The organism is Kribbella antiqua, assembly GCF_004345665.1.
GTDB classification, from domain to species: domain Bacteria; phylum Actinomycetota; class Actinomycetes; order Propionibacteriales; family Kribbellaceae; genus Kribbella; species Kribbella antiqua.
The window spans coordinates 255,653-276,341 of the sequence record NZ_SLWR01000011.1; the positions used below are offsets into that span (position 1 = coordinate 255,653).

At 68.0% G+C, this 20,689-nt stretch carries 19 protein-coding genes; 8 read left to right on the forward strand and 11 right to left on the reverse strand.

Translation table 11 applies throughout. From position 1 onward, the window contains the following. Window positions 1–2: 2 nt before the first annotated feature. Together EV646_RS29575 and EV646_RS29580 are read left to right on the forward strand one after the other, a co-directional pair. The gene (locus tag EV646_RS29575) at window positions 3–770 is read left to right on the forward strand and encodes a GAF and ANTAR domain-containing protein (RefSeq protein ID WP_132154350.1); all 768 of its coding nucleotides are present in this window, start codon (window positions 3–5) and stop codon (window positions 768–770) included. Between the two features lie 73 nt (window positions 771–843). Next, window positions 844–1,134, forward strand: coding sequence for a DUF4287 domain-containing protein (locus tag EV646_RS29580; protein ID WP_132154352.1), 291 nt, complete (start codon window positions 844–846; stop codon window positions 1,132–1,134). Here the strand turns inward: EV646_RS29580 and EV646_RS29585 are convergent, their stop codons facing one another. Continuing rightward, window positions 1,135–1,950, reverse strand: a complete 816-nt coding sequence (locus EV646_RS29585; RefSeq protein ID WP_132154354.1) for an ACT domain-containing protein — start codon at window positions 1,948–1,950, stop codon at window positions 1,135–1,137. 73 nt (window positions 1,951–2,023) lie between these two features. Between EV646_RS29585 and EV646_RS29590 the strand changes: the two genes are divergently transcribed. Then, on the forward strand, window positions 2,024–2,764 hold the full coding sequence (locus EV646_RS29590) for a TrmH family RNA methyltransferase (RefSeq protein ID WP_132154356.1): 741 nt from the start codon (window positions 2,024–2,026) through the stop codon (window positions 2,762–2,764). Window positions 2,765–3,083: 319 nt separating this feature from the next. Here the strand turns inward: EV646_RS29590 and EV646_RS29595 are convergent, their stop codons facing one another. From EV646_RS29595 to EV646_RS29615, 5 genes are all read right to left on the reverse strand, one after another. After that, on the reverse strand, window positions 3,084–3,680 hold the full coding sequence (locus EV646_RS29595) for a SecDF P1 head subdomain-containing protein (protein ID WP_132154358.1): 597 nt from the start codon (window positions 3,678–3,680) through the stop codon (window positions 3,084–3,086). 11 nt (window positions 3,681–3,691) lie between these two features. Beyond that, complete coding sequence (locus EV646_RS29600) at window positions 3,692–4,609, reverse strand: GIY-YIG nuclease family protein (protein WP_132154360.1); 918 nt, start codon at window positions 4,607–4,609, stop codon at window positions 3,692–3,694. Between the two features lie 10 nt (window positions 4,610–4,619). Further along, window positions 4,620–6,545: a glycoside hydrolase family 43 protein gene (locus EV646_RS29605; protein ID WP_132154362.1), complete on the reverse strand. Its 1,926-nt coding sequence runs from the start codon at window positions 6,543–6,545 to the stop codon at window positions 4,620–4,622. Window positions 6,546–6,636: 91 nt separating this feature from the next. Continuing rightward, entirely contained in the window at window positions 6,637–7,944 is a 1,308-nt protein-coding gene (locus EV646_RS29610) for an FAD-binding oxidoreductase (protein WP_132154364.1), read from the reverse strand. Continuing rightward, complete coding sequence (locus tag EV646_RS29615; RefSeq protein ID WP_132154366.1) at window positions 7,941–8,324, reverse strand: DoxX family protein; 384 nt, start codon at window positions 8,322–8,324, stop codon at window positions 7,941–7,943. Before EV646_RS29615 ends, EV646_RS29610 begins: the two co-directional genes overlap by 4 nt. Before the next feature lie 119 nt (window positions 8,325–8,443). On the opposite strand from EV646_RS29615, the gene EV646_RS29620 reads away from it, so the two are divergent. The 4 genes from EV646_RS29620 to EV646_RS29635 all read left to right on the forward strand — a co-directional run bounded on the left by EV646_RS29620 (window position 8,444) and on the right by EV646_RS29635 (window position 15,614). Next, the gene (locus EV646_RS29620; RefSeq protein WP_158291045.1) at window positions 8,444–8,875 is read left to right on the forward strand and encodes a response regulator transcription factor; all 432 of its coding nucleotides are present in this window, start codon (window positions 8,444–8,446) and stop codon (window positions 8,873–8,875) included. A 2-nt stretch (window positions 8,876–8,877) separates the two neighbouring features. Beyond that, window positions 8,878–11,115: an ATP-binding protein gene (locus EV646_RS29625; RefSeq protein ID WP_132154370.1), complete on the forward strand. Its 2,238-nt coding sequence runs from the start codon at window positions 8,878–8,880 to the stop codon at window positions 11,113–11,115. A 93-nt stretch (window positions 11,116–11,208) separates the two neighbouring features. Next, window positions 11,209–14,250 (forward strand): PQQ-dependent sugar dehydrogenase, encoded by a 3,042-nt coding sequence (locus tag EV646_RS29630; RefSeq protein WP_132154372.1) that lies wholly within the window; start codon window positions 11,209–11,211, stop codon window positions 14,248–14,250. Window positions 14,251–14,333: 83 nt separating this feature from the next. After that, on the forward strand, window positions 14,334–15,614 hold the full coding sequence (locus EV646_RS29635) for an esterase-like activity of phytase family protein (RefSeq protein ID WP_132154374.1): 1,281 nt from the start codon (window positions 14,334–14,336) through the stop codon (window positions 15,612–15,614). Between the two features lie 40 nt (window positions 15,615–15,654). Here the strand turns inward: EV646_RS29635 and EV646_RS29640 are convergent, their stop codons facing one another. The 3 genes from EV646_RS29640 to EV646_RS29650 all read right to left on the reverse strand — a co-directional run bounded on the left by EV646_RS29640 (window position 15,655) and on the right by EV646_RS29650 (window position 18,484). Next, entirely contained in the window at window positions 15,655–16,305 is a 651-nt protein-coding gene (locus EV646_RS29640; protein WP_199237265.1) for a DUF998 domain-containing protein, read from the reverse strand. A gap of 336 nt (window positions 16,306–16,641) precedes the next feature. Beyond that, window positions 16,642–17,103 (reverse strand): GNAT family N-acetyltransferase, encoded by a 462-nt coding sequence (locus EV646_RS29645; RefSeq protein ID WP_132154376.1) that lies wholly within the window; start codon window positions 17,101–17,103, stop codon window positions 16,642–16,644. Next, entirely contained in the window at window positions 17,093–18,484 is a 1,392-nt protein-coding gene (locus tag EV646_RS29650) for an MFS transporter (protein WP_132154378.1), read from the reverse strand. The genes EV646_RS29645 and EV646_RS29650 overlap by 11 nt, the downstream gene beginning before the upstream one ends. Window positions 18,485–18,584: 100 nt before the next feature. On the opposite strand from EV646_RS29650, the gene EV646_RS29655 reads away from it, so the two are divergent. Continuing rightward, window positions 18,585–19,175, forward strand: a complete 591-nt coding sequence (locus EV646_RS29655; protein ID WP_132154380.1) for a TetR/AcrR family transcriptional regulator — start codon at window positions 18,585–18,587, stop codon at window positions 19,173–19,175. 1 nt (window position 19,176) lies between these two features. Here the strand turns inward: EV646_RS29655 and EV646_RS29660 are convergent, their stop codons facing one another. Continuing rightward, complete coding sequence (locus tag EV646_RS29660; RefSeq protein WP_132154382.1) at window positions 19,177–19,539, reverse strand: cupin domain-containing protein; 363 nt, start codon at window positions 19,537–19,539, stop codon at window positions 19,177–19,179. Between the two features lie 50 nt (window positions 19,540–19,589). Next, window positions 19,590–20,669, reverse strand: coding sequence for an MFS transporter (locus EV646_RS29665; protein WP_132154384.1), 1,080 nt, complete (start codon window positions 20,667–20,669; stop codon window positions 19,590–19,592). Window positions 20,670–20,689 lie beyond the last annotated feature (20 nt).

Sequence of the window (20,689 nt, forward strand, 5' to 3'; positions counted from 1 at the left end):
CTATGGGTGAGGGGATTCTGGAGCTGGCCCAGGAGCTGGCCGAAGTCAGCCGCCTGGTCGAGGACGACGATGTCGCGACCACGCTGGGCCGCTTCGTCACCCGCGTGGTGCAGACGGTGCCCGGCTGTGAAGAGGCGGCGATCACGGTGCTCACCGGCGGGATCGCGGAGATCGTCGCGCGGCACCACCGGACCACGGACCCGCTCGTCGAACCCGCCCGCGCCACGCTGGCCGAGGAACTGATCAAGATCGGCAGTCCCCTGCACGACACCCTGACGTACGACGAGCCGCACCGGATCGGCGACCTCGCCTCGGATCACCGCTGGCCGGCGTTCGCCGCGGCGGCGATCAACGCCGGGTACCGCAGCTGCCTGCTCCTTCCGCTCCCGGCCAGCGACTCCTCCGGGGCGTTCACCCTCTTCTCGGACAAGCCGGACGCGTTCGGGAGTACGTCGTACGACGTCGTGCTGCTGTTCGCGTTGAACGCGGGAGTCGCGTTCGACAACGTGCAACTGTTCAACGACAGCCGGACGCTGATCGAGCAGCTGCGGACCGCGCTCGCGACACGGACGGTGATCGGGCAGGCGGTCGGGTTGCTGATGCACCGCTACGGGATCACGTCGAGCGTGGCGTTCGACGTACTGAAGCGCTGCTCTCAGGACGCCAACGTCAAGCTCCGCCAAGTCTCCCTCGACCTCGTCGAAGCGCAGAACGTCGGTCAGCTGGCTCCGGCCCTCCGCAAGTACGGCCTCCATTCCGACGGAGGATGAGAAGGGTGTCGATTTCGGCACCACCCGATCGACGCCTGCTTGAGAAGGCACCTCAGGCTGAAGGAGGCGACAGATGTCGTTCCAGGCGTATCTGGACAAGATCGAGGAGAAGACCGGCCTGACCCCGCGGGCGCTGGTCGAGCAGGCGAAGGAACGCGGGTACGACGCTCCGGGCGTCAAGGCCGGCGTGATCTGTGACTGGCTGAAGGCGGACTACGACCTCGGCCGCGGGCACGCGATGGCGCTCGTACACGTAATCAAGAACGGCCCGGTGATCAGCGACAAGCACGTCGGCACCAAGGGCACCCACAGCGATCCGTCGAACGTCCTCTGGCTCGACGGAAAGGCGAGCAAGCCGAGCTGATCAGGGGCAGCGGGTCAGGGCCAGTTCGGCGAGTTGGGCGAGGCGGTGGGCTCGGGCGGATTCGGCTGGGGTGAAGGGTTCGCCGGGCCGGGTGAAGGCGAACAGGCCGGTCCACGGCGACGGGATCTTGAGCACGGTCCCGTCGGCCGGGAGCGGGCCTTCGAGGGTGACGCGGTCGGTGACGAGGTGCGCACCGAGCAGTTCGGCGACCGCGTGCGGGAGTTCGCTGGGGTCGCTCACGACCTGGGCGGACAGGCTCAGCGCCTTGGTCTGACCGTCGACCAGGGCGAGCGTGGTCGTCGGCCACACGTGCGCATCCCGGCCACCGGCGTTTTCGATTGCCTCTAGCAACCATCGGGAACTCACGGTGTCCGGAGTCGACACCACCAGTTCGTCCCGTACGCCGTCGTCGACCGGGTGGACGTGGAGTCCGAGGATGTTCGCGTCCGCCTCAGCCAACTCGTGTGTCAGCCGCTCCAGCGCCCCAGGCCGGTCCGCGAGCGTGACCCGGATCCGCCACAGCGACTCGATTCCCGACGGCGGCTGGCTCCGCGGCGCATGCAACCACGAACGAAGCAGATGCATCGTGGACGGCTCGATCACCCAGATCACCAGCGCGGTGGTGGTGATCACCAGCAGAGTGACCGACACCAGGTACGGCGGGTGCAGCGCGAGCACCGCCGCATGCAGCGCGAACTCCACCGGGAAGATCGCCAGCAGCTTCGCCAACGTCAAGCGCAGCCGCCGGGGATGCGGCAGCCGCCCACACACCTCACAGGCGGTTCCGCCGGTGAGCGCCGTACGCAACTGTTCCATGCAACTCAGCGTGACCGATGAAGATTGCCCGGCTGTTGCCGCGCTGTGAAGAGTCACGTCGTACCGTAGGCGGGTGGATTCGAAGAAGTCGCCGCGGGACAAGTGGATCACCATCTACGGGCGGAAGCCGGTCCTCGAGGCACTCCACGACCCGGCGCTGTCGGTCGCGAAGGTAGTGGTGGCCGACAACGCGACCGGGCAGTCGCTGCACGAGATCCTCCGGACTGCTTCGAAGTACGACGTCCCGGTCGAACGCGCGACGGCCAGCCGAGTGAAATGGCTCGCGGGCAACGGCAAGCACGACCAGGGCGTGGTCGCGGACGTGAACGCGCCGCGGATGACGCCGCTGGAGGAGTTCATCCGGGAGCGCGGCAAGCGGCCGACGAACGTGTTCCTGCTCGACGGCGTGACCAACCCGGGCAACGTCGGGATGATCCTGCGTACGGCGACCGGCGCCGGCTTCGACGGAGTGATCCTGCCCCGGGCCGGTACGCCGCACGTCGGGCCGCTCGTGATCAAGGCCTCCGCCGGGGTCGCCTTCCAGGCGCCGATCGTGAACACCTCCACCGCGAAGACCGCCGTCGAGCTGCTCCGGACGGCCGGCTACCACGTCTACGGCCTCTCGGCCCGCTCCCGGCAGTCGCTGTTCAAGACCGACCTGGCCCCGCGCGCGGTCTACGTCCTCGGCGGCGAGACGAACGGCGTCACTGTGGCCACGGATTCCGACCTCCAGATCCCCCTGCATGCCGGCGTCGAGTCGCTCAACGTCGCGGTCGCCGCCGCAGTTGTCGCCTTCGAGGTAACCAACCGCTGAGACGGCTCGCCTGGCGGTACCGGACAGCAGTCAAGGACCGAGGGGGATGGCGTCTCTCGGGGGGGTGAGAGCCGCGGCCTGCCACTCGGCCAGCTGTCCGGGTTGGGGGAAACCGCCAGGCGAACACTTCCACCATACGACCTTTCCGGACTCAGCGGTCCCGGAATACCGGGCGTGGCGGTAGTGGAAAGGCCAAGTCAGGACTTTCGGCCCTGACGGGACGGCGTGGTGAGCGGCTGGAATGGATACCGAGGGAGCCGGCGGTGGCGGCCGGGCCCAATCCATGAACAGCCATCCCGGCCGCCACCGCTGGTGCACGCTAGCCGGTGATCTTGGCAGCCAGGTTCTCGACGTCTTGCTGGGTGAAGTTGCTGCCGCTGACCTGGACGAGGCCGCCGGTGATCGGCGTCATCACCACGGGCGCACTCACCACCTGATCGCGGACGAGGATCGCGAGCTGGTTGTGCGGCGAGGTCTTCCCGGCCAAATCCTGAGTCAGCGCGCTGAACAGCCGGGTGCCTTCTCCGTCCAGAGTCAAGCCGACGTACCAATAGGAGCCATCGGATGACTGGGCCGGCTTCACCTCGGTGACGTTGCTGCCGTCGAGCTCGACCTTGCCGAGGGTGTAGAGGTAGTCGTCCGTACCGCAAAACACCCCGTCCGACCGCGGCTCAGGGCACTTGCCCGGCTCGGCAGTGACGACTCGACGAAACTGCACCGCCGCCGGGTCCGCCGGCTTGCTCGCCGGCGTCGCCTCGGACGCCGCCGGCTCCTTGTCACGGCCACGCAGCAGTACGACGCCGCCGACTGCCAGCAGCAACACCAGAACCAGCCCGAGCACGACGAACACGATCAACGGCCCACGGCTCTTCTTGGGCGTTTGATAAGGGGGCGGGAACGGAGTCTGCTGGGCCATGACAGCAGATGCTATGTGTCACCAGAGTCAGCCAAGAGCCGAGCCGCCAGCTCGGCATTTCGTTGCGCGAACGCCTGCCACATCACCGGCGTTGCGGCTACCCGGGTACGCGCGGCCTGCTCGGAACTAGCGCGTTGGGTCCACGTACACATCCGCCCGCCACGCACCTCGAACCGCACGAGCACTCCGTCTGCCCAGCCGAACACCTCGACACCATGAGGCTCGAGCCAGGACACCTTCTGCTCCGCGACGATCCAGTCGAACGCCGTGATCTCGTCCTGCAACTTCGATGCGAACTCGAACCGGAGTTCGCCGGCCGCCCGGTCGCGACGCCGTACCAGCTCGGCACGCAGTGCCGCGACCGCCGCCGGATCCTTTTCGAGTACGGCGATCGCCGTCTGCGCGAGCGCCCGCCGGTCCCCCGGACCTATCCCGAACAACCGAGCGAACTCACGCTCGGAACCTGCCGCGGCGGTCGTGTACGTCAACGGCAGCACCCGATGCATCGCCGAGATCGCCTGCCGGATCCGCAAGCCGCCGAGGTATGGGCCGAAGTGTGGCGCGGTGCCGGTCACGGTGTGCGCGAACCGCAACCCCGGCCGGCTGTCACCATCGTCGAAGCGGATGTAGCCGACGACCTCCTGACCACCTTCGGTCCGGTTCCAGCGTGGCTTGGAGTGCTCCAGCAGGTTGCGTTCCAGCCACGCCGCCTCGTGCTCGGAGTCGCACCAAACGCCTTCGACCCGGGCGATCTGGCGAACCATCCTGGCCAGCCCCGGCCGGTCGCCGAGGTGGGTCCAGTAGGACTGCACCCGGCGCCGCAGGTTGACCGCCCGGCCGATGTACAACACCTTGCCGGCGGCATCCCGGAACCGGTAAACCCCCGGCCCAACGGGAAGCCGCCGTGCAACAGTGCGCGGTCCGGTCACCCGTCAAGTATCACTGGTTCCGGGCGATCATCAGCCAGCTGATCTGGATATCGGGCGAACGGGTCGGGGTGATCGTGACGGTCACCTTTCCGTCCGCGCCAACGGTGGCGGGGTATGCCGCCGCGGAGGGGGTCGCGGTGAAAAGGCGTTGGGGGTCGACGACGGTGCCGTTGACCGAGACCTCGGCCGCGCGGTTCGCCCACGGCCAGGGGTCGTAGTAGCCGGCGTGGACGGTGTAGCTGCCTGGCTCGAGTCCGTCGAAGGTGTAGACGAGCGGCTCGTGGTTCTTCGCGTAGCGCAGGGTGGTGTAGAGGTCCCCGGTGCCGGCCGGCGCGCTCGCTCCGGTGTAGCCCCACGTCGTACCGCTGACCGGGTCTGTCCCCAAGGGCTGCTCCGGTGAGGAGTTCAGCAGCGGCTGTTCGGTCGACGCGACCTGGGTGAGGCGTGTCCAGTCCGGAGTAGCAGTACCTCCCGCGTTGACGGCGTACCGCAGGCCGTGAGGTACGACGACGACGGGACGGGTGAAGGTTCGGCCGTCCGACAGCGTTCCGCGCAGGTTCGCCGGGCCGGGCTGAGCGATGGTGGACGCGTCCCACGTCACCGCCACGTGCTGTGATCCGCGGGCGGTTGTCACGGTGACCGTGGTCGGCAGCGTGCTCGTGTCGTTGAGCCAGACGTTGTCCGGAATCGTGCTCGAGACAGTCCAGCGGGTGTACGGCTTCAGGTCGTTGAGCGTCCACTCCTGGTCCGGCCCGATGGTGAGGCTGCCGCCTTCGCCGAAGCTCATCGGCATCCAGACGTACGGCGCGTTGGCCAGATCGCTCGGGGTCCACCGGTCGCCCATGAAGATGAACTTGTTCTGCTGACGGTCGACCGGGATCACGTTGGTGCTCTGCGACCGGTAGGTGTTCGCCGCGCCGTCGCCGCTGATCGGGTTCCCCCGGTCGGTGAACTGACCGAGGACGTTCTGGGACGTGGCATACCGCGCCGGGTTCGGATCCCAGCCCGTCGCACCCGACGTCACCAGGTAGTAGGTGCCTTCGGACTTGAACATCGCCGGCGCCTCCCGCTGGCTGCACGGCAGCGTCCGGACGAAGTCCTTGCCCTGTACGGCGTTCTCCGGCGCAGCGGACAGATACGTGTACGACGAGTTCAGCTTGGAGATGTACATCGTCCGGTTCTCCTCGGACGAATAGATGATGTACGCCGTCCCGTCGTCATCCACGAACAAGTTCATATCCCGCGCCATCCCACCGGACGGGTCGAACGCCGACGACGTCCCACACCACGGCACCGAGTCACTCGGCACCCGGTTCAACCGGTACGACCCCAGCCACCGAAACGGCCCCTTCGGCGAGTTCGCGATCGCCACTCCGGCCTCGGCGCGGGCGTAGGTTGACGTGCTGGTCGGTGACGAAGGTCCGTCGGAGTGCACCCACATGACCCATTTGCCGGTCTTCGCGTTGTAGATCACCTTCGGCCGCTCCAGGATCGACGGCCGCGCCCACCCATCTGTGCGGACACTGTTGGTCGACAGATCCCGCCAGACGACGTCCTTCTGCTCCGCGGTGTAGCCGCCGTACAGCTTCGCGAAGTACTTGTCGGTCTCGAACTGGTCCGGCGAACTCAACGCCCGCAACGCGAGCCCCTCGTCCTTCCAGTTGTAGAGGTCGTACGACGAGTACAGGTGCACGCCGGGGCTGTCGTAATACCCCTTGCTGCGATCCTCGCCGTACCAGTAATAGATCCGCCGACCGTCATCGTCGCGAGCCGGCACCACCTGACCGCCATGCGCCTGGATCACGTTGCCGTTGGTGTCCAGCCACGGAGCGCCCGGCCGGAACGACTCGTACTGCGTCGCCGCGGAGGCGGGGCTGACGATCGAGGCCGTGACGCTCATCAACAGTGCGGCGAGTGCGAACCGGAGTCGTTTCATGGGCGGTCTCCTCAGGGACGAGCGGGTCCCGCCCAACACTGGTGTCCGCACCCGGCCGGTTCAACGGTCCGATCAGATTCGAACAGAGTCGTCACGATCCAGTCAGAGGCGTTCGGCGGAAGACGTTCTCCGGGTCATACGTATGTTTGAGAGCCCGGAGCCTGGCGAGTTTGTCCGGCGAGTACGCACGATGAACGGCGGTCGCATCCTCGTCGGCGATGGTGTTCACGTACGTGCCGCTGGTGTAAGGCTCGAGCCCGGCGGCATAACGCCGAGCCGCGGCGATCCGGTCCTCGTCCTCCGCCGGATCGGTCCAGCCGGCACCGGTGGTGAACTCGACCAGAGCATCGCGATGGCTGAACGCCGAGTCCGCGCCGTCCAGAATCGCACCACCGTTGAGCGTCATCCGCCCCGAGTTGTTGCCCTCAGCAAGAAATGCGTCGATCGCGGCATCCGGGAGAGAACGCAGATAATGACCCTTGCAGTACCGGCGCAGCGCGTGACCCTCGGCATCGTCGGACTCGGTCTGCAAATCCAGATAGCTCAGCTCCCGCACCCGCTGGCCCACCGGCTTGCCGACCGTCGAGTACGCCGAGAGCAGCCTCCGCCCCTCCGACACGTCGCCAACCCACACATACCCGATGCTCGCCATCGGCCGGCCGCCGAACTCCTCCCACCGCCCGACCCGCGCCACCGGAGTCGCCTGCCGCGGCGCGTCGACGAACAGCTCCCGCCACCCGCGCAACGCCGTACCTGCGTCTTCCAACTCGTAGAACAGGTCGGCAGTCAGAGCACTCGTCCCGACCGGATGCAGCCGGAACTCGAACGACGTCACCACCCCGAATCCCCCGCCACCGCCACGCAGCCCCCAGAACAAGTCCGGATGCTCCGTCTCACTAACTCGCAGTACGACGCCCTCCGCCGTCACCAGCTCGTACGACGCCACGTTGTCGCAGCTCAGCCCATACGCCCGAGCCAGCCAGCCGATCCCGCCACCCAGCGTGAGCCCGCCGACCCCGGTGTGCGACACATTGCCGGCCGTCACCGCCAGCCCGTAACGCTGCGCACCAACATCGAGTGCACCGAGCAGGGCGCCGCCGCCGACCCGGGCACGGCGGCTGCCCGGGTCAACCTGTACGGCGTTCAGCGGGGACAGGTCGATCAGCAGACCGTCTTCCACCACGGGCAGACCGAGGAAGCTGTGACCGCCGCAGCGGACTCCGATCTCCAGACCCGCCTCACGCCCGTATCGCAGCGCCGCCACCACATCCGCCGTACTGGCGCACCGCGCGATCAGGACCGGCCGGCGGTCGACCATCGCGTTCCACACCGCCCGGCCGGCGTCGTACCCCTCATCACCCGGCCGGATCAGCACCCCTTCGAACGCCGAGATGGTCATCGCGGGACCAACGTGGACCGGCGGAACCAGACGATTGCCGCAGCCACCAGCAGATAGGCAACTGGGATCGCCGGAGACGCACCCAGCACGAACAGGTTGGTCACGATCGCACCGACCATCACCCCAACCAGCCCGAGCGCGGCCAGACCGCACAGCCGCGGCAGCAGCAGCCCGATCGCTCCAGCCAGCTCCAGCACGCCGACCAGGACCCGGAACCACTGCCCGGCACCGATCGCGTCGAACATCTCCACCATCAGCGGGTCACCGGAGAGCTTTGGCAGCGCCGCCATCGCGAACATCGCGGCCAGCAGAACCTGTACCACCCACAGCGCCACCGTTCCCGGCCGGACCCTGCGTGTCGTCGTCACCGTCGTACTCATCACTACCTCCAAAGAGTTGTTCTGGTACGACGACCCTCCCGCCGGCCGCCCGCGAGCCACATCCGTGCCGACCACGGATCCACCACGGAAAGCCCCACGGATCGGTCATGATGTTCCAGATGAGCGAGGTCGAGGTCTCCACGCGCGAGGCCGAGGTGCTGGCCGCGGTCGCGGAGCACCGGTCGAACGCGCAGATCGCCCGCACCCTCCACATCTCGGTGCGGACGGTCGAGAGCCACGTGTCCTCGTTGCTCCGCAAGTACGGCGTCACGGACCGCCGCGAGCTGGCAAACCTGGCCGGGACGCGTCGCGGGCCCGGGATGACCGGACTGTCGGCGAGCCGCACCACCTTCTTCGGGCGTACCCAGGACACGGCTGATCTGCGGGATGCACTCGGGCAGGCCCGGCTGGTGACCCTGCTCGGCCCCGGCGGGATGGGCAAGACGCGGCTCGCCGCAGTGGTGGCGCTGAACTGGCCGTGCCCGGTGCGTTCGTCGACCTGGTGCCAGTCAGGGAGGGTCTCGTCGCCCGGGCAGTCGCGACTGCGCTAGGAGTGACCGAACAGCCGCCGCAGACCCTGGAGCAGGTGCTGATCGAGCACCTGCAGTCGGGCCGGTCGCTGCTCGTGCTGGACAACTGCGAGCACCTGGTCGACGAAGTCGCCGTACTGGTGGAGCGGCTGCTCGGCACCTGTCCGGAGGCGACCGTACTCGCGACCAGCCGGGAACGGCTCGGAGTTCCAGGTGAGACGACCGTGCTGCTGCCACCGCTGGACGCGTCGACGGAGCTGTTCTTCGACCGGGCCCGCGCCGTCGACCCGTCCTTCGACGCCGCGCCCGACGACCTCACTGAGGTCTGCGCGCGGCTGGACGGGATGCCGCTCGCGATCGAGCTCGCCGCGGCCCGGATCGGTTCACTCGGCGCAGACGGGCTGCGGGCCGCGCTGGACGACCGGCTCCGGTTGCTTGCGGGCGGTCGTGGCGCCGACGTACGGCACCGGTCGCTCGGTGCGGTGATCGGCTGGAGTCACGACCTGCTGGACGACGAGGAGCGGCTGCTGTTCCACCGGCTCGCCGTGTACGTCGGCGGCTTCGACCTGGACGCCGCCTGCGCGACCAGCCCGGAGCTCGGCCGTGGCGAGGTCGCGGACCTGCTCGGCCGCCTGACCGACAAGAGCCTGGCAGTACGCCGTGGATCGCGCTGGCGGCTCCTCGAGACTATCCGGGAGTTTGCCAAAGACCAGCTCGGACCCGACGAGCTGGAGACCGCCCGGGACCGCTACGTGCGCTGGGCCGCCGACACCGCGGCTGATTTGGAGAACCAACTCGACGGCTCCGACTGGCGCACGCCGTACGACGAAGTGGTCGGTGACCTGCGTGCCGCGCTGGCCGGGACCGCGGCGGCGCCCGGTCCGGCCGCGCACAGGTTGGCGCGTTCGCTGGGCCATCTCAGCTTCGCCCGGCGGGAGTTCCTGGAGTCGATCGATCACTATCGGTCGGCGGCGGACCGGGCAGAGGACGGGGTGGCCGCGGCGCGGGACCTGCGGTCGGCCGCCGATGCCACGCTCGCTGTCTCCGACGCGCAGACCGGGGTTCAGCTGCTGCTCGACGCCGCCGAGCGGGCGGTTGCCGACGGCAACGTTCGGGCGACGATGCTGGCCTCGGCGGTGATCGCGGTCAACCGGTACCCGACCGGTGCGCTGTATCAACTGCCCTCGGAACAGACCGCACGATTGGTGGCGAAAGCCGTGGACTGCGCCATACCTGGAGATCTCCACGTGACCGCGCTGATCGCGTCCGCGAAGGCCTGGAACCATGGCGACCAGCGGATCCAGGTTGACCCAAAGCTCGCCCGCGAAGCGGTCGACGCGGCCCGGCGAACCGGCGACCCGGTCCTGATCGCGGGGGCACTCGATGCACTCACCATCGCGGCCGGGAACAGCGGCCGGTTACGCGAAGCCCGCTCGTACGCGCTGGAACGGATGCGGCTGGTCGAACCTCTCCCGCAGCACGAGCCGTACGCGGCGGCCGAGATCATCGACGCCTTCCACGTCGCACCCACCACGGCGGTCGCGGTCGGAGATCTACCGGCGGCGCTGGCTGTGATTCGTGCGCCGAACGACCCGGTCGGTGACCATCCGTACATCTCGCTGCCGCGGCTGATCCGGGTGTCCGCGTTGACCGGGCGGTTCGATACCTGCATCGAGCGGGCTGACGCGTTGTGGGAACGCTGGCAACGAGCGGGTGCGCGGCCGATCGAGTGGATGGCATCCGCGATGTCCATGGCGGCACTGGTGCACGGGCTGCGCGACGACGGATTGTTCGAGCTGTGGCAGACCCGGTCGCTCGAAGTCGCTCGCGCCGACCACGCGGTCGATGTGCCCTGGCTGGCGGCTCCATCGGTGTTCGCCGAAGCACGGGTCGCCGTACATCTCGGTGCGGTGGATCAGGCCGCCGACGTCGTACGACGGGCGTTCGCGGGCTTCGAGGAGTATTGGTGGGCGCCGTACGCGCGGGCCAGTGCGGCGGAACTCGCGGTGGTCGCCGGCCTACCCACTGCGACGGACTTGCTCGCGGCTGCCGCGCCGGATGGCGTTGAGAACGACTGGGCCGCCGCTTGCCTCGCCCGCGCTGCCGGCCGGATGTCCGGTGACAAGGATGCGCTGCAGTCAGCCGCCGATTCCTTCGAGCGCATCGAGGCCCGATTCGAGCGCGCATGCACGCTCGTGTTGCTCCCGGAGCGGGCCGAGGAAGGCCGTGCCGAACTCGCGGAGCTGCAGGTATTGCGCTGAACCGGATGCCTTGTCATCCTGTGCTCCACCTCGATGTGCTCGCCGGGGGGCGGTGAGGACTGCACATCGGGACACCGGTTCCCTGGGGGCCTCATGTTTTCTTCCGCCATCTCGTCACATCGGTTGCTATCAGCAACCATCGGGTTGCTGCTCGTGCTCGCCACGCTGGTCGCCGTACCGACCGCGCCGGCGCGTGCGGTCGTCGTACCGGCAGGGTTCAGTGAGCAGGTTGTCTTCAGCGGTCTGACGGCGCCGACTAACGTGGCGTTCGCGGCCGACGGGCGCGTGTTCGTCAGTGAGAAGAGCGGCCTGATCAAGGAGTTCGACTCCCTCGACGACCCCACCCCGACCGTGTTCGCCGACCTGCGCACCAAGGTCCACAACTACTGGGACCGCGGTCTGCTCGGCCTCGCGCTGCACCCCAACTTCCCTGTCGATCCAAGGGTTTACGTGCTCTACACGCACGACGCCCTGATCGGCGGCCAGGCACCGAAATGGGGTACGGCGGGCACGGACAGCGACCCCTGCCCGTCGCCACCGGGACCGACGAGCGACGGCTGCCAGGTCTCCGCCCGGCTCTCCGCCCTCACGCCGACCGCCTCCGGCGTCGCCGAGCAAGTGCTGGTCGAGGACTGGTGCCAGGTGTTCCCGAGCCACTCGATCGGCTCGATCGAGTTCGGCCCGGACGGCATGCTGTACGCCGGCGGCGGTGACGGGGGCAACTTCAACCTCGTCGACTACGGCCAGGACAACTTCACCACCTCGGACGTCACGCCGGACAACCCCTGTGGCGACCCGCCGTCACCAGTCGGCACCGCTCTGGCACCGCCGACGGCCGAAGGTGGCGCGCTGCGTTCTCAGGACGTCCGTACGAGCGCTGATCCTGCGACCCTCGACGGTTCGATCGTCCGGCTCAACCCCGACACCGGAGAGGCCGCGGCCGGCAATCCCAAGGCGAGCAGCACGGATCCCAACACTCGCAGGATCGTGGCGCACGGCCTGCGTAACCCGATGCGATTCGACTTCCGCCCCGGCACGAGCGAGATCTGGGTCGGCGACGTCGGCTGGCGGGACTGGGAGGAGATCGACCGGATCGTCAGCCCGACCGCGAGCGTCACCAACTTCGGCTGGCCCTGCTACGAGGGCGCGGCTCGCCAAGCCGGGTACGACGGAGCCAACGTCAACATCTGCGAGAACTTGTACGCCGCCGGCGCCAGTGCGGTCGTATCGCCGTACTACACCTACAACCACACTGCTCAGGTCGCCGGTGCCTGCAGCACAGGCAGCTCCTCCATCGCAGGTATGTCCTTCTACGAGGGTGGCAACTACCCGGCTCAGTACGACGGCGCCTTGTTCTTCGCCGACTACAGCCGCGGCTGCGTGTGGGCGATGCTCCCCGGCGCCAACGGCCTGCCGAACCCAGCGAACATCATCAACTTCGCCTCGGGCTACGGAACCGTCGCGTTGCGCACTGGCCCCGGCGGTGACATCTTCGCCGTCGACTACGAAAACGGCCGGATCATGCGCTACGTCTACAGCGCCACCAACAACCCGCCCACCGCGGTGATCAGCGCCGACCCGACCAGCGGACCGACACCACTGACGGTGAACTTCGACGGTACGGCGTCCAACGACGCCGACGGCGACACCCTCACCTACGCATGGGACCTGGACGGCGACGGCGAGTACGTCGACTCGACCGCCGCGACCCCGCAATACACCTACACCACCAGCGGAACAGTCACCGTCCGGCTGCGAGTCAACGACGGCCAAGGTGGTACCAACACCACGACAGCTCAGATCAACGTCGCCAACACGGCGCCCACCGCAACGATCACGGCGCCCGGTCCAGCGACGACGTGGAAGGTCGGCGACACGATCAACTTCTCTGGCACCGCGACCGATCCCGAGCAAGGGACGCTGCCCGGATCCGCGCTGAGCTGGTCGTTGATCATGCATCACTGCCCGAGCGACTGCCATTCGCACCAGATCACCTCGATGACCGGAGCGAGTGGCTCGTTCACCACGCCCGATCACGAGTATCCGTCGTACCTGGAACTGAAGCTCACCGCGACGGACAGCAGCGGGCTGACCGACGTCAAGAGCGTCCGGCTGGACCCGAAGACCGTCCCGCTCACTATCACGAGCCAGCCGACCGGCCTGAAGGTGACGTACCTCGCGAAGACTGCGACCTCGCCATCAAGCAATACGGCGATCGTCGGGTCGAGCGGATCGCTGTCCACCGACCTGTTGCAGTTATCGGCCAACAAGGTCTACCGCTTCGCGTCCTGGTCCGACGGCGGGACTCGCAGCCACAACTTCGTCACGCCCGCCACCGCCACCACCTACACGGCGAACTACATCCCGAAACGGAATCTGGCGCTGAACAAGCCGGTCGCCGTGTCGAGCGTCGAGGCGACCGGTCGTGAAGGCGCGAAGGCGGCCGACGGTTCGATGTCGACGCGGTGGGCGAGTGCACACAGCGATCCGCAGTGGTTGCGGGTCGACCTCGGCATGGTGCGGGTGGTCAACCGCGTGCTGCTCAACTGGCACACGGCGTACGCGAAGGGCTACCAGATCCAGGTGTCGGGCAACGGCCAGACCTGGCAAACCGTCTACTCGACCGCGACGGGCGACGGCGGTACCGATCACGTCACCTTCACTCCTGTGTGGGCCAGGTACGTCCGGATCTACGGCACCGCCCGGACGGCGGCGGCGAACCCCTACTCGCTGTACGAGGTCGGGGTGTTCGGGGACAGCGGCCTGATCACCGGGATTGGCGGCAAGTGTGTCGACGTGACTGGGAACAACTCTTCCGACGGCACGCAGATCGAGCTCTACACCTGCTACGGCAACGCCCCGAACCAGCAGTGGACGCAGTACGAGGACGGCACGATCCACTCGCTCGGCAAGTGCCTGGACGCACGCAGTGGTACGACGAGCCTGACGCCAGTCGTGCTGTGGACGTGCGACGGCAGCGGCGGTCAGACGTGGGTGCCACGAACAGATGGCTCGCTCGTCAACCTCCGCTCCGGCAGATGCCTCAACGCCAAGAGCGGCACCAGCACGAACGGCACCCCACTGATCATCTACACCTGCGTCAACGCAGCAAACGAGAAATGGGTCCTGCCCTAAACCAGTCTTGGGGTGCCGTTCAGCGGATGTTCATCCACCAGGACGAATGTGCTCGGTGACTTCTGGTGGAGGGGAGCACGTTCATGTTTCGTTTCATCGCGAGTGCCTCAGTGTTCGTCGCAGCCGCGGTGTTGGCGTCCGGAGGCGCGCAGGCCGCGGTTTCGGCGCCGCATGTCGTGAATGCGGCGACGCTCCCCGGCATCCCGCTCGGCAGCTTCTCCAACGCGCTGCTGCCGGGCACGGTCGCGAACGACCGCGGGATCAAGCTGGGCGGCGTCGGCAGCGACCTCTTCCCCGCCGAGCGGCCAGGTGAGTTCTGGACCGTGACGGACCGAGGACCGAACGGCCAGATCAAGGTCGACGGCGTCAGCCGACGTACGTTCCCGGTCCCCGGCTTCGACCCGGCGATCCTCAAGGTGAAGGTGGTCGGCGAGCAACTCAAGGTCCTGCAGGCGATCCCGATCACCACGCGCAGCGGTGCCCCGGTGACGGGACTCTCCAACCAGGCAAGCCGCGACGAACTCCCCTACACGTACGACGCTTCCACCCGGCTGGAGCTCAACCCGAACGGGCTGGACACCGAGGGGATCGTACGCGCGCACGACGGCAGCTTCTGGCTGGTCGACGAGTACAGCCCGTCCCTCGTGCACGTGTCGGCGCGCGGTCGCGTGCTGGCTCGATATGTCCCTCACGGTCTGTCGCTGACGGGTGCCGACTACCCGGTCATCGAGGCGCTGCCGTCGATCTTCCTTACCCGCAAGATGAATCGCGGCTTCGAGGGCTTGGCACAGCTGCCCGGTGGGGATCTGGTGCTGGCGCTGCAGAGCCCGCTCTCCAACCCAACCAAGGCGGTTGGCGACAAGTCCCTGACCACCCGCCTGCTGCGCTTCTCGCCGTACCAGGGCAACGTCACCGCGGAGTACGCGTATCGCTTCGACCCGGTCGGCGTGGTTGACCCCGGTGAGGACGACACGAGCGAGCTCAAGATCTCCGCTTTGGTTGCTGCCGGCCCCGAAACTCTACTGGTCGAGGAACGCACCGACAACGCCGCGCGACTCCAGCGCGTCGTGTTGAAGCCTGGCTACAACATCCTCGGCAGCGCCTGGGACTCCGCCGCGACCACACCGTCGCTCGAGGCGGCGACCGTCGTACCGGCGTTGCCGAAGAAGCTGTTCCTCGACCTCAACACCATCTCCGGCCTACCCAACAAGATCGAGGGCGTCGCGCTGGTCAACCCGTGGACGCTGGCCGTCATCAACGACAACGACTTCGGCATGACCGACGGACCCGGCGCCTTCGATGCCTCCGGCAACCTCAACGACAGCGGCATCAAGACCACCCTGGTCACCATCCGCCTACGCTGACTCACTCCGCCGCTCCAGGCCGGGTCGCCGGGGCCTTGGGTCAGTGGCGGTGCTTGAGGCAGATCGTGGTGATCCAGGCCCAGGCGAGGATGACCGCGAGGTCGAAGGCGACGATGGTGGGGCGGCTGCCGGCGCCGGCGCTCAGGCCGGCGAACGCGCCGAAGAACAGGATGCCGGTGGCGGCGGAGTAGCGGCCCAGGCCCTTGCGGCCAACGCTGCGGTAGTGCGCGGCCATCACCAGACACGCGGCGATCAGGCCGCTGAAGCCGATCGTGCCGGCAACGAAGTGGCCCATTCCGCGGGTGCTGATCTCGGCGTAGTCCGCGGGAGTTCCGGCCGGGAAGCCGGCGGCAGGGTCGGCCGGGAAGATGGCCGCCAGCAGCAGCCCGACGCCGTACGCCCCGAGCAGCCGCGGCGCCCACTTGCTCCCCCGCCCGGCGAGCGTACGACGGAGTCCGACGGCCGCGGCGATCGAGAGCAGACCGGCGACGACGAAGTTGACGGTCTGGATCCAGCCGGGTCCCCCGTTCGCCAGCAGGCTGGCCGGGTGCCGCGTGATGTCGAAGCCCTCACGGGTAAACGCCTGCCCCAGCCACACCGCGACGTACAACGGCCCGGCGACAATCCCGCCGGTCATCAGAGCAGGGGTGGAAACAGGAGCAGTGGCGGTCGAGATCATGTTGGTGGTCATGGTCCGGGTCCTTCCAGGGGTATGTGGGCCTTCCATCACCCCTGCGTCGACCAGCCCCTCCCGAAATCGACACCCGCACCGGACGTCCCCTGCTGCATGTGTGGGTGATCGGCCATCGCTCCGGCATCCGTGCCCGGCCTTGTGCACGGTTCGACCACGACACGCCGCCGCGCGATGGTCGAGCGGCGCACAAGGTCACCAGCTGCCGATGGTTCACCGCGATGTACCCACACCGACTGGGTCGACCGGGGAGTCTGACTTGTCGAATCAGGTCGGCAGCGCTCCCCAAACCCGCGCGGCGACCAGCCCGGGACGACGCTGGCTCCAGACGTTCTGTCACAAGAGCGCTTCGTAGGCTGAGGCGGGCCAGCTGGCGACCGTCTTGGTGCGGAGGATTGCGCCGAGGCGGTCGTAGAAGCGGTAGCCGCCTTCGTTTTCGAGCCGTAGACCCCAGCCGATCGTGAGGCGGTCCGCGAGGGCGTGCCGGGCCAATGCGAGCATGAGCACTCGACCGACACCGCTTGAGCGGAACTGCGCGCGTACGTAGAGGTCGTCGAGCGCGAGCATGTCGCCGCCGACCCAGAGGTACGGACGGCGAAGCGAGGAGACGTATCCCGCCGCCTCACCGTCGACCTCGGCGATCAGCACGATCACATCGTCGCGACCGAGGAACCCCTGCCAGTCCTCGATGGTCGCGGTGACGTCCTTCCCCTGGTCCTGGTACTCCGCGAGCTCGATCAGCATCGTCCGGACGAGCTCGGCGTCCGCCGGTATCGCGCGGCGAATCTCAGTGGGCATGAGTAACTCCTGTCGAAGACTTGGCAGCCGGTACGACGACCAGCGCAAGAACGGCAGCGACGCCGGCGGTGATCGCGGCGAAGGTAAATCCGTGGCTGAAGCCATCGCTGGCCGTACCCACCAGGCTGGCAGCGGCGATACTCGACACCACCGCGGCACCGAGAGCGGCACCGAACTCGTGGAAGGTGCTCAGGATCCCCGACGCCAGCCCGGCCTCGGTGTAGTCGATCTGCGCGAGCGCCGTGGTCGACGCCGCGACGAATCCGGGACCAAGACCGGCCGCGGCGATCGTCATCCCGATCACGAGCATCACCGAACCATCCCAGATGGCAGGGACAGCCGTGCCCAGCGCGGCAATCGCCAGCCCGGCGGTAGCAATCACCCGCGGACCGGTCCGGCCGATGATCTGCCCCGCGACCTGCGCCCCAGCGATCGTGGCGACCGCGACGGGGAGGAACAGCAGCCCGCTCCGCATCGCGCCGTACTCGCGGTAGTGCTGCAGGTAGAACGAGCCGAGGAAGAACAGCGCGATCATCGACGCGGTCGCGACCAGGATCAGGAAGGTGCCTGCGGCAACGGGTCGCCTGGTCAGGATCCGCAGGTTCATCAGCGGCGACCGTACGACGCGCTGCAGCCAGGCGAATGCGGCGTACAGGACGATCGAGCCGGCCAGGGTGCCGAGGGTCGCGGCCGAGAGCCAGCCGCGGTCTCCGGCGTTGATCAGCGCGTAGATCGCCGTACCGGTTCCCGCGGTGACCAGGATCGCGCCCGGGATGTCGAGCCGACCGCGGCTCTCGACTCGCCGATCCGCCGGCAGCACCCGGAGCAGTAGGGCGAACACGATCACGCCGATCGGCACGTTCACGTAGAACACCCACTGCCAGCCCGGCCCGGCGGTCAGCACCCCACCGAGCAGTACGCCGATCGCGGCGCCGCCTCCACCGAGCGCGGACCAGATGCCGAGGGCCTTGTTCAGCTCCTCGCCCTGGAACACCTTCGTCACCGTCGACAGCGCGGCCGGCGACAGCATCGCCGCGCCGATGCCCTGCGCGATCCGGCCGCCGATCAGCAGCTCGGAGCCGTTCGCCAGGCCGGTCGCGAGCGAGGCGGCGGTGAACACCAGCAGGCCGGTCAGCACGACCTTGCGGGAACCGAAGAGGTCCGCCGCCCGGCCGCCGAGCAGCATCAGCCCACCGAACATCAGCGTGTAGGCGCTCACCACCCAGGTCAGGGTGGACCGCTCGAGCTCGAGGTCGGCGCCGATGTGCGGCAGCGCGATCGCTACCACGGTGACGTCGAGGATCAGCATGAACTGCGCGACGGCGAGCAATCCGAGCATCCGCCAGCGGCGCGGGTCTGGGTCAACTGTCGGTCCGGACATGTCCGGGTCCTCCTCCACTTTGCGATATCTCGAACAGTACTGTTCGACTTATTTCGGGTACAGTAACTCGAACAGTGGTGTTCGACAAGAGGATGATTAGATGGTGACGAAGGAGAAGCGGGCCGACGCGCAGCGCAACATCGCGGCGATCGTCGACGCGGCGATCGACTGTCTGAGCCGCGACCCGAACGCGAGTACGAGCGAAATCGCGAAGGCGGCCGGGGTCGGCCGGGTCACCCTCTACGGCCACTTCCCGTCCAGGGCCGACCTCCTCGACGCCGTGTTCCTGCACGCCATCGAAGGCGGCGAGGCCGCGCTCGGCCAGGTCGACCTGACCGGCGATCCGCGCGAGGCCCTGACCCGGCTGATCGAATCAAGCTGGCACCTGGTCGACCGGTTCCGCTCGCTCCTGGTCGCCGCTCAGGACGCGCTCCCGCCAGGCCGGATCCGCGAACTCCACGCCGACCCGATGGTCCGAGTGGAACGGCTGATCGAGCGCGGCCGCGCCGAGGGCGTCTTCCGCACCGACCTGCCGACCTCATGGCTGGTCGGTGCCATGCACAGCGTGATGCACGGCGCCGCCGACGAAATCAACGCCAACCGCCTCACCCCCGACAAGGCGGCCACCTACATCACGGCAACAGTCCTCGCCGCCTTCACCCCACCGGGAAAACCGGTCCCGGCGAGCTGAGCTACTCCAGCCAGGTGGTCTCGAAGCTGGGGTTCGCGTGGATGTGGACGGCCTCGTAGCCACCGGGCCCGGTGGCGAACTTGTGCGGCGTCTCCGCCGGTACGACGAGGATCTGGCCGGCCCGGCCAACGAGTTGCTCGGTGCCGACGGTGAAGGTGGCGGAACCGCGCCGGATGATGAACGTCTCGGCGTACGGGTGCAGGTGCAGCCGCGGGCCCACACCCTCCTTGGTGGTGGACTCGAGAATGATCGAGATGCCCGCCCCACCCGGCAGCAGCTCGTAGTTCTCGGTCCAGTCCTCCCCATCATCCCGCCCATCAGCGCGGGTGATCACGGCTGCGCCGGTGTCTGCGATCTCGCTCATTTGCCCGTCTCCCCTCGTGGGACCCACCGTAGTACCGCATCCGCCACACCTTAAGACTTTCCACCACGACCGAAACCGGCCACCGAGTTCACACTCGCCCGCCCGGCAACCGGCCCGAGAGCTGCGACCAGCAGAGCCAGTACGGCGACGCCACCGAGAGCTACGGGTAGCGACCAGACGGACGAAGCGGCGCCGACCGCGGCCGGACCGAGGAGGAACCCGAGATACGCGATCGTGGTCACGGTCGAGATCGCCCCCGCCCGCCGCTCCGGCCCCGCCCACGCACCGGCCATTCCGATGATAGTCGGCGCACACACCGACGTACCGAGCCCGGCGACACCGATCCCAATCAACGCCGACCAGGCATTGTCCGCGGCGGCCGCGCCAACAGAACCTGCCGCGGCAATGGCGCCTCCGGCCACCAAGAGTTGCACCGGCCGCAGCCGCCGAAGCAACGCGTTGCCGGTGATCCGACCGGTAGCGGCCGCGGCGGCGAACACAGCCGGAGCACTGGAAGCGAGCACGGGAGCGGCGTTCAACGTGGTATCGAGGTGGACCGCACTCCAACTCTGCCACGCGTTCTCGACGACGTACGCGAGCGCGCAAAGTCCCCCAAAAACAAGGAGAACTGGCTCAAGCCGCCGTCTCTTCGGTGCTGGCTCGGTTGCGATGTTTTCACGGGATCCTGGCGCGAGTACGACGATGCCCACAGCCACGATGAGGATGCCGGCACCACCCAGCACCGGCAACGCGTCGGCGCCGAGTGCGCGGAGTCCCGCCGTACCGAGACTGGCCACGACGACCGCGGCCGAAAAGATGCCGTGGGCAAGGTTCATCAACGGTCGCCCGGTGACGGCTTCCGCGTGGGAGCCGGTCGCGTTGATGGCAACGTCCGTCGCGCCGGAAGTGGCGCCGAGCAGGAAGAGCGCTCCGCTCAGAGTGACTGCGGAACCAGCCAGCGCCGGCAACACACCGCACAACCCGAACAACACCACGACCACCGGCAGTACGACGCCGCCGTACCGGTCGATCAGGTAGCCGGTGAACCGCATCGACACCAGCGCCCCGAGCCCAACCATCAACAGCGCAAGGCCAAGCTCGCCGTCACCAACCCCGGACTCCACCCTCACCGCAGGCAGAATCGCCCCCC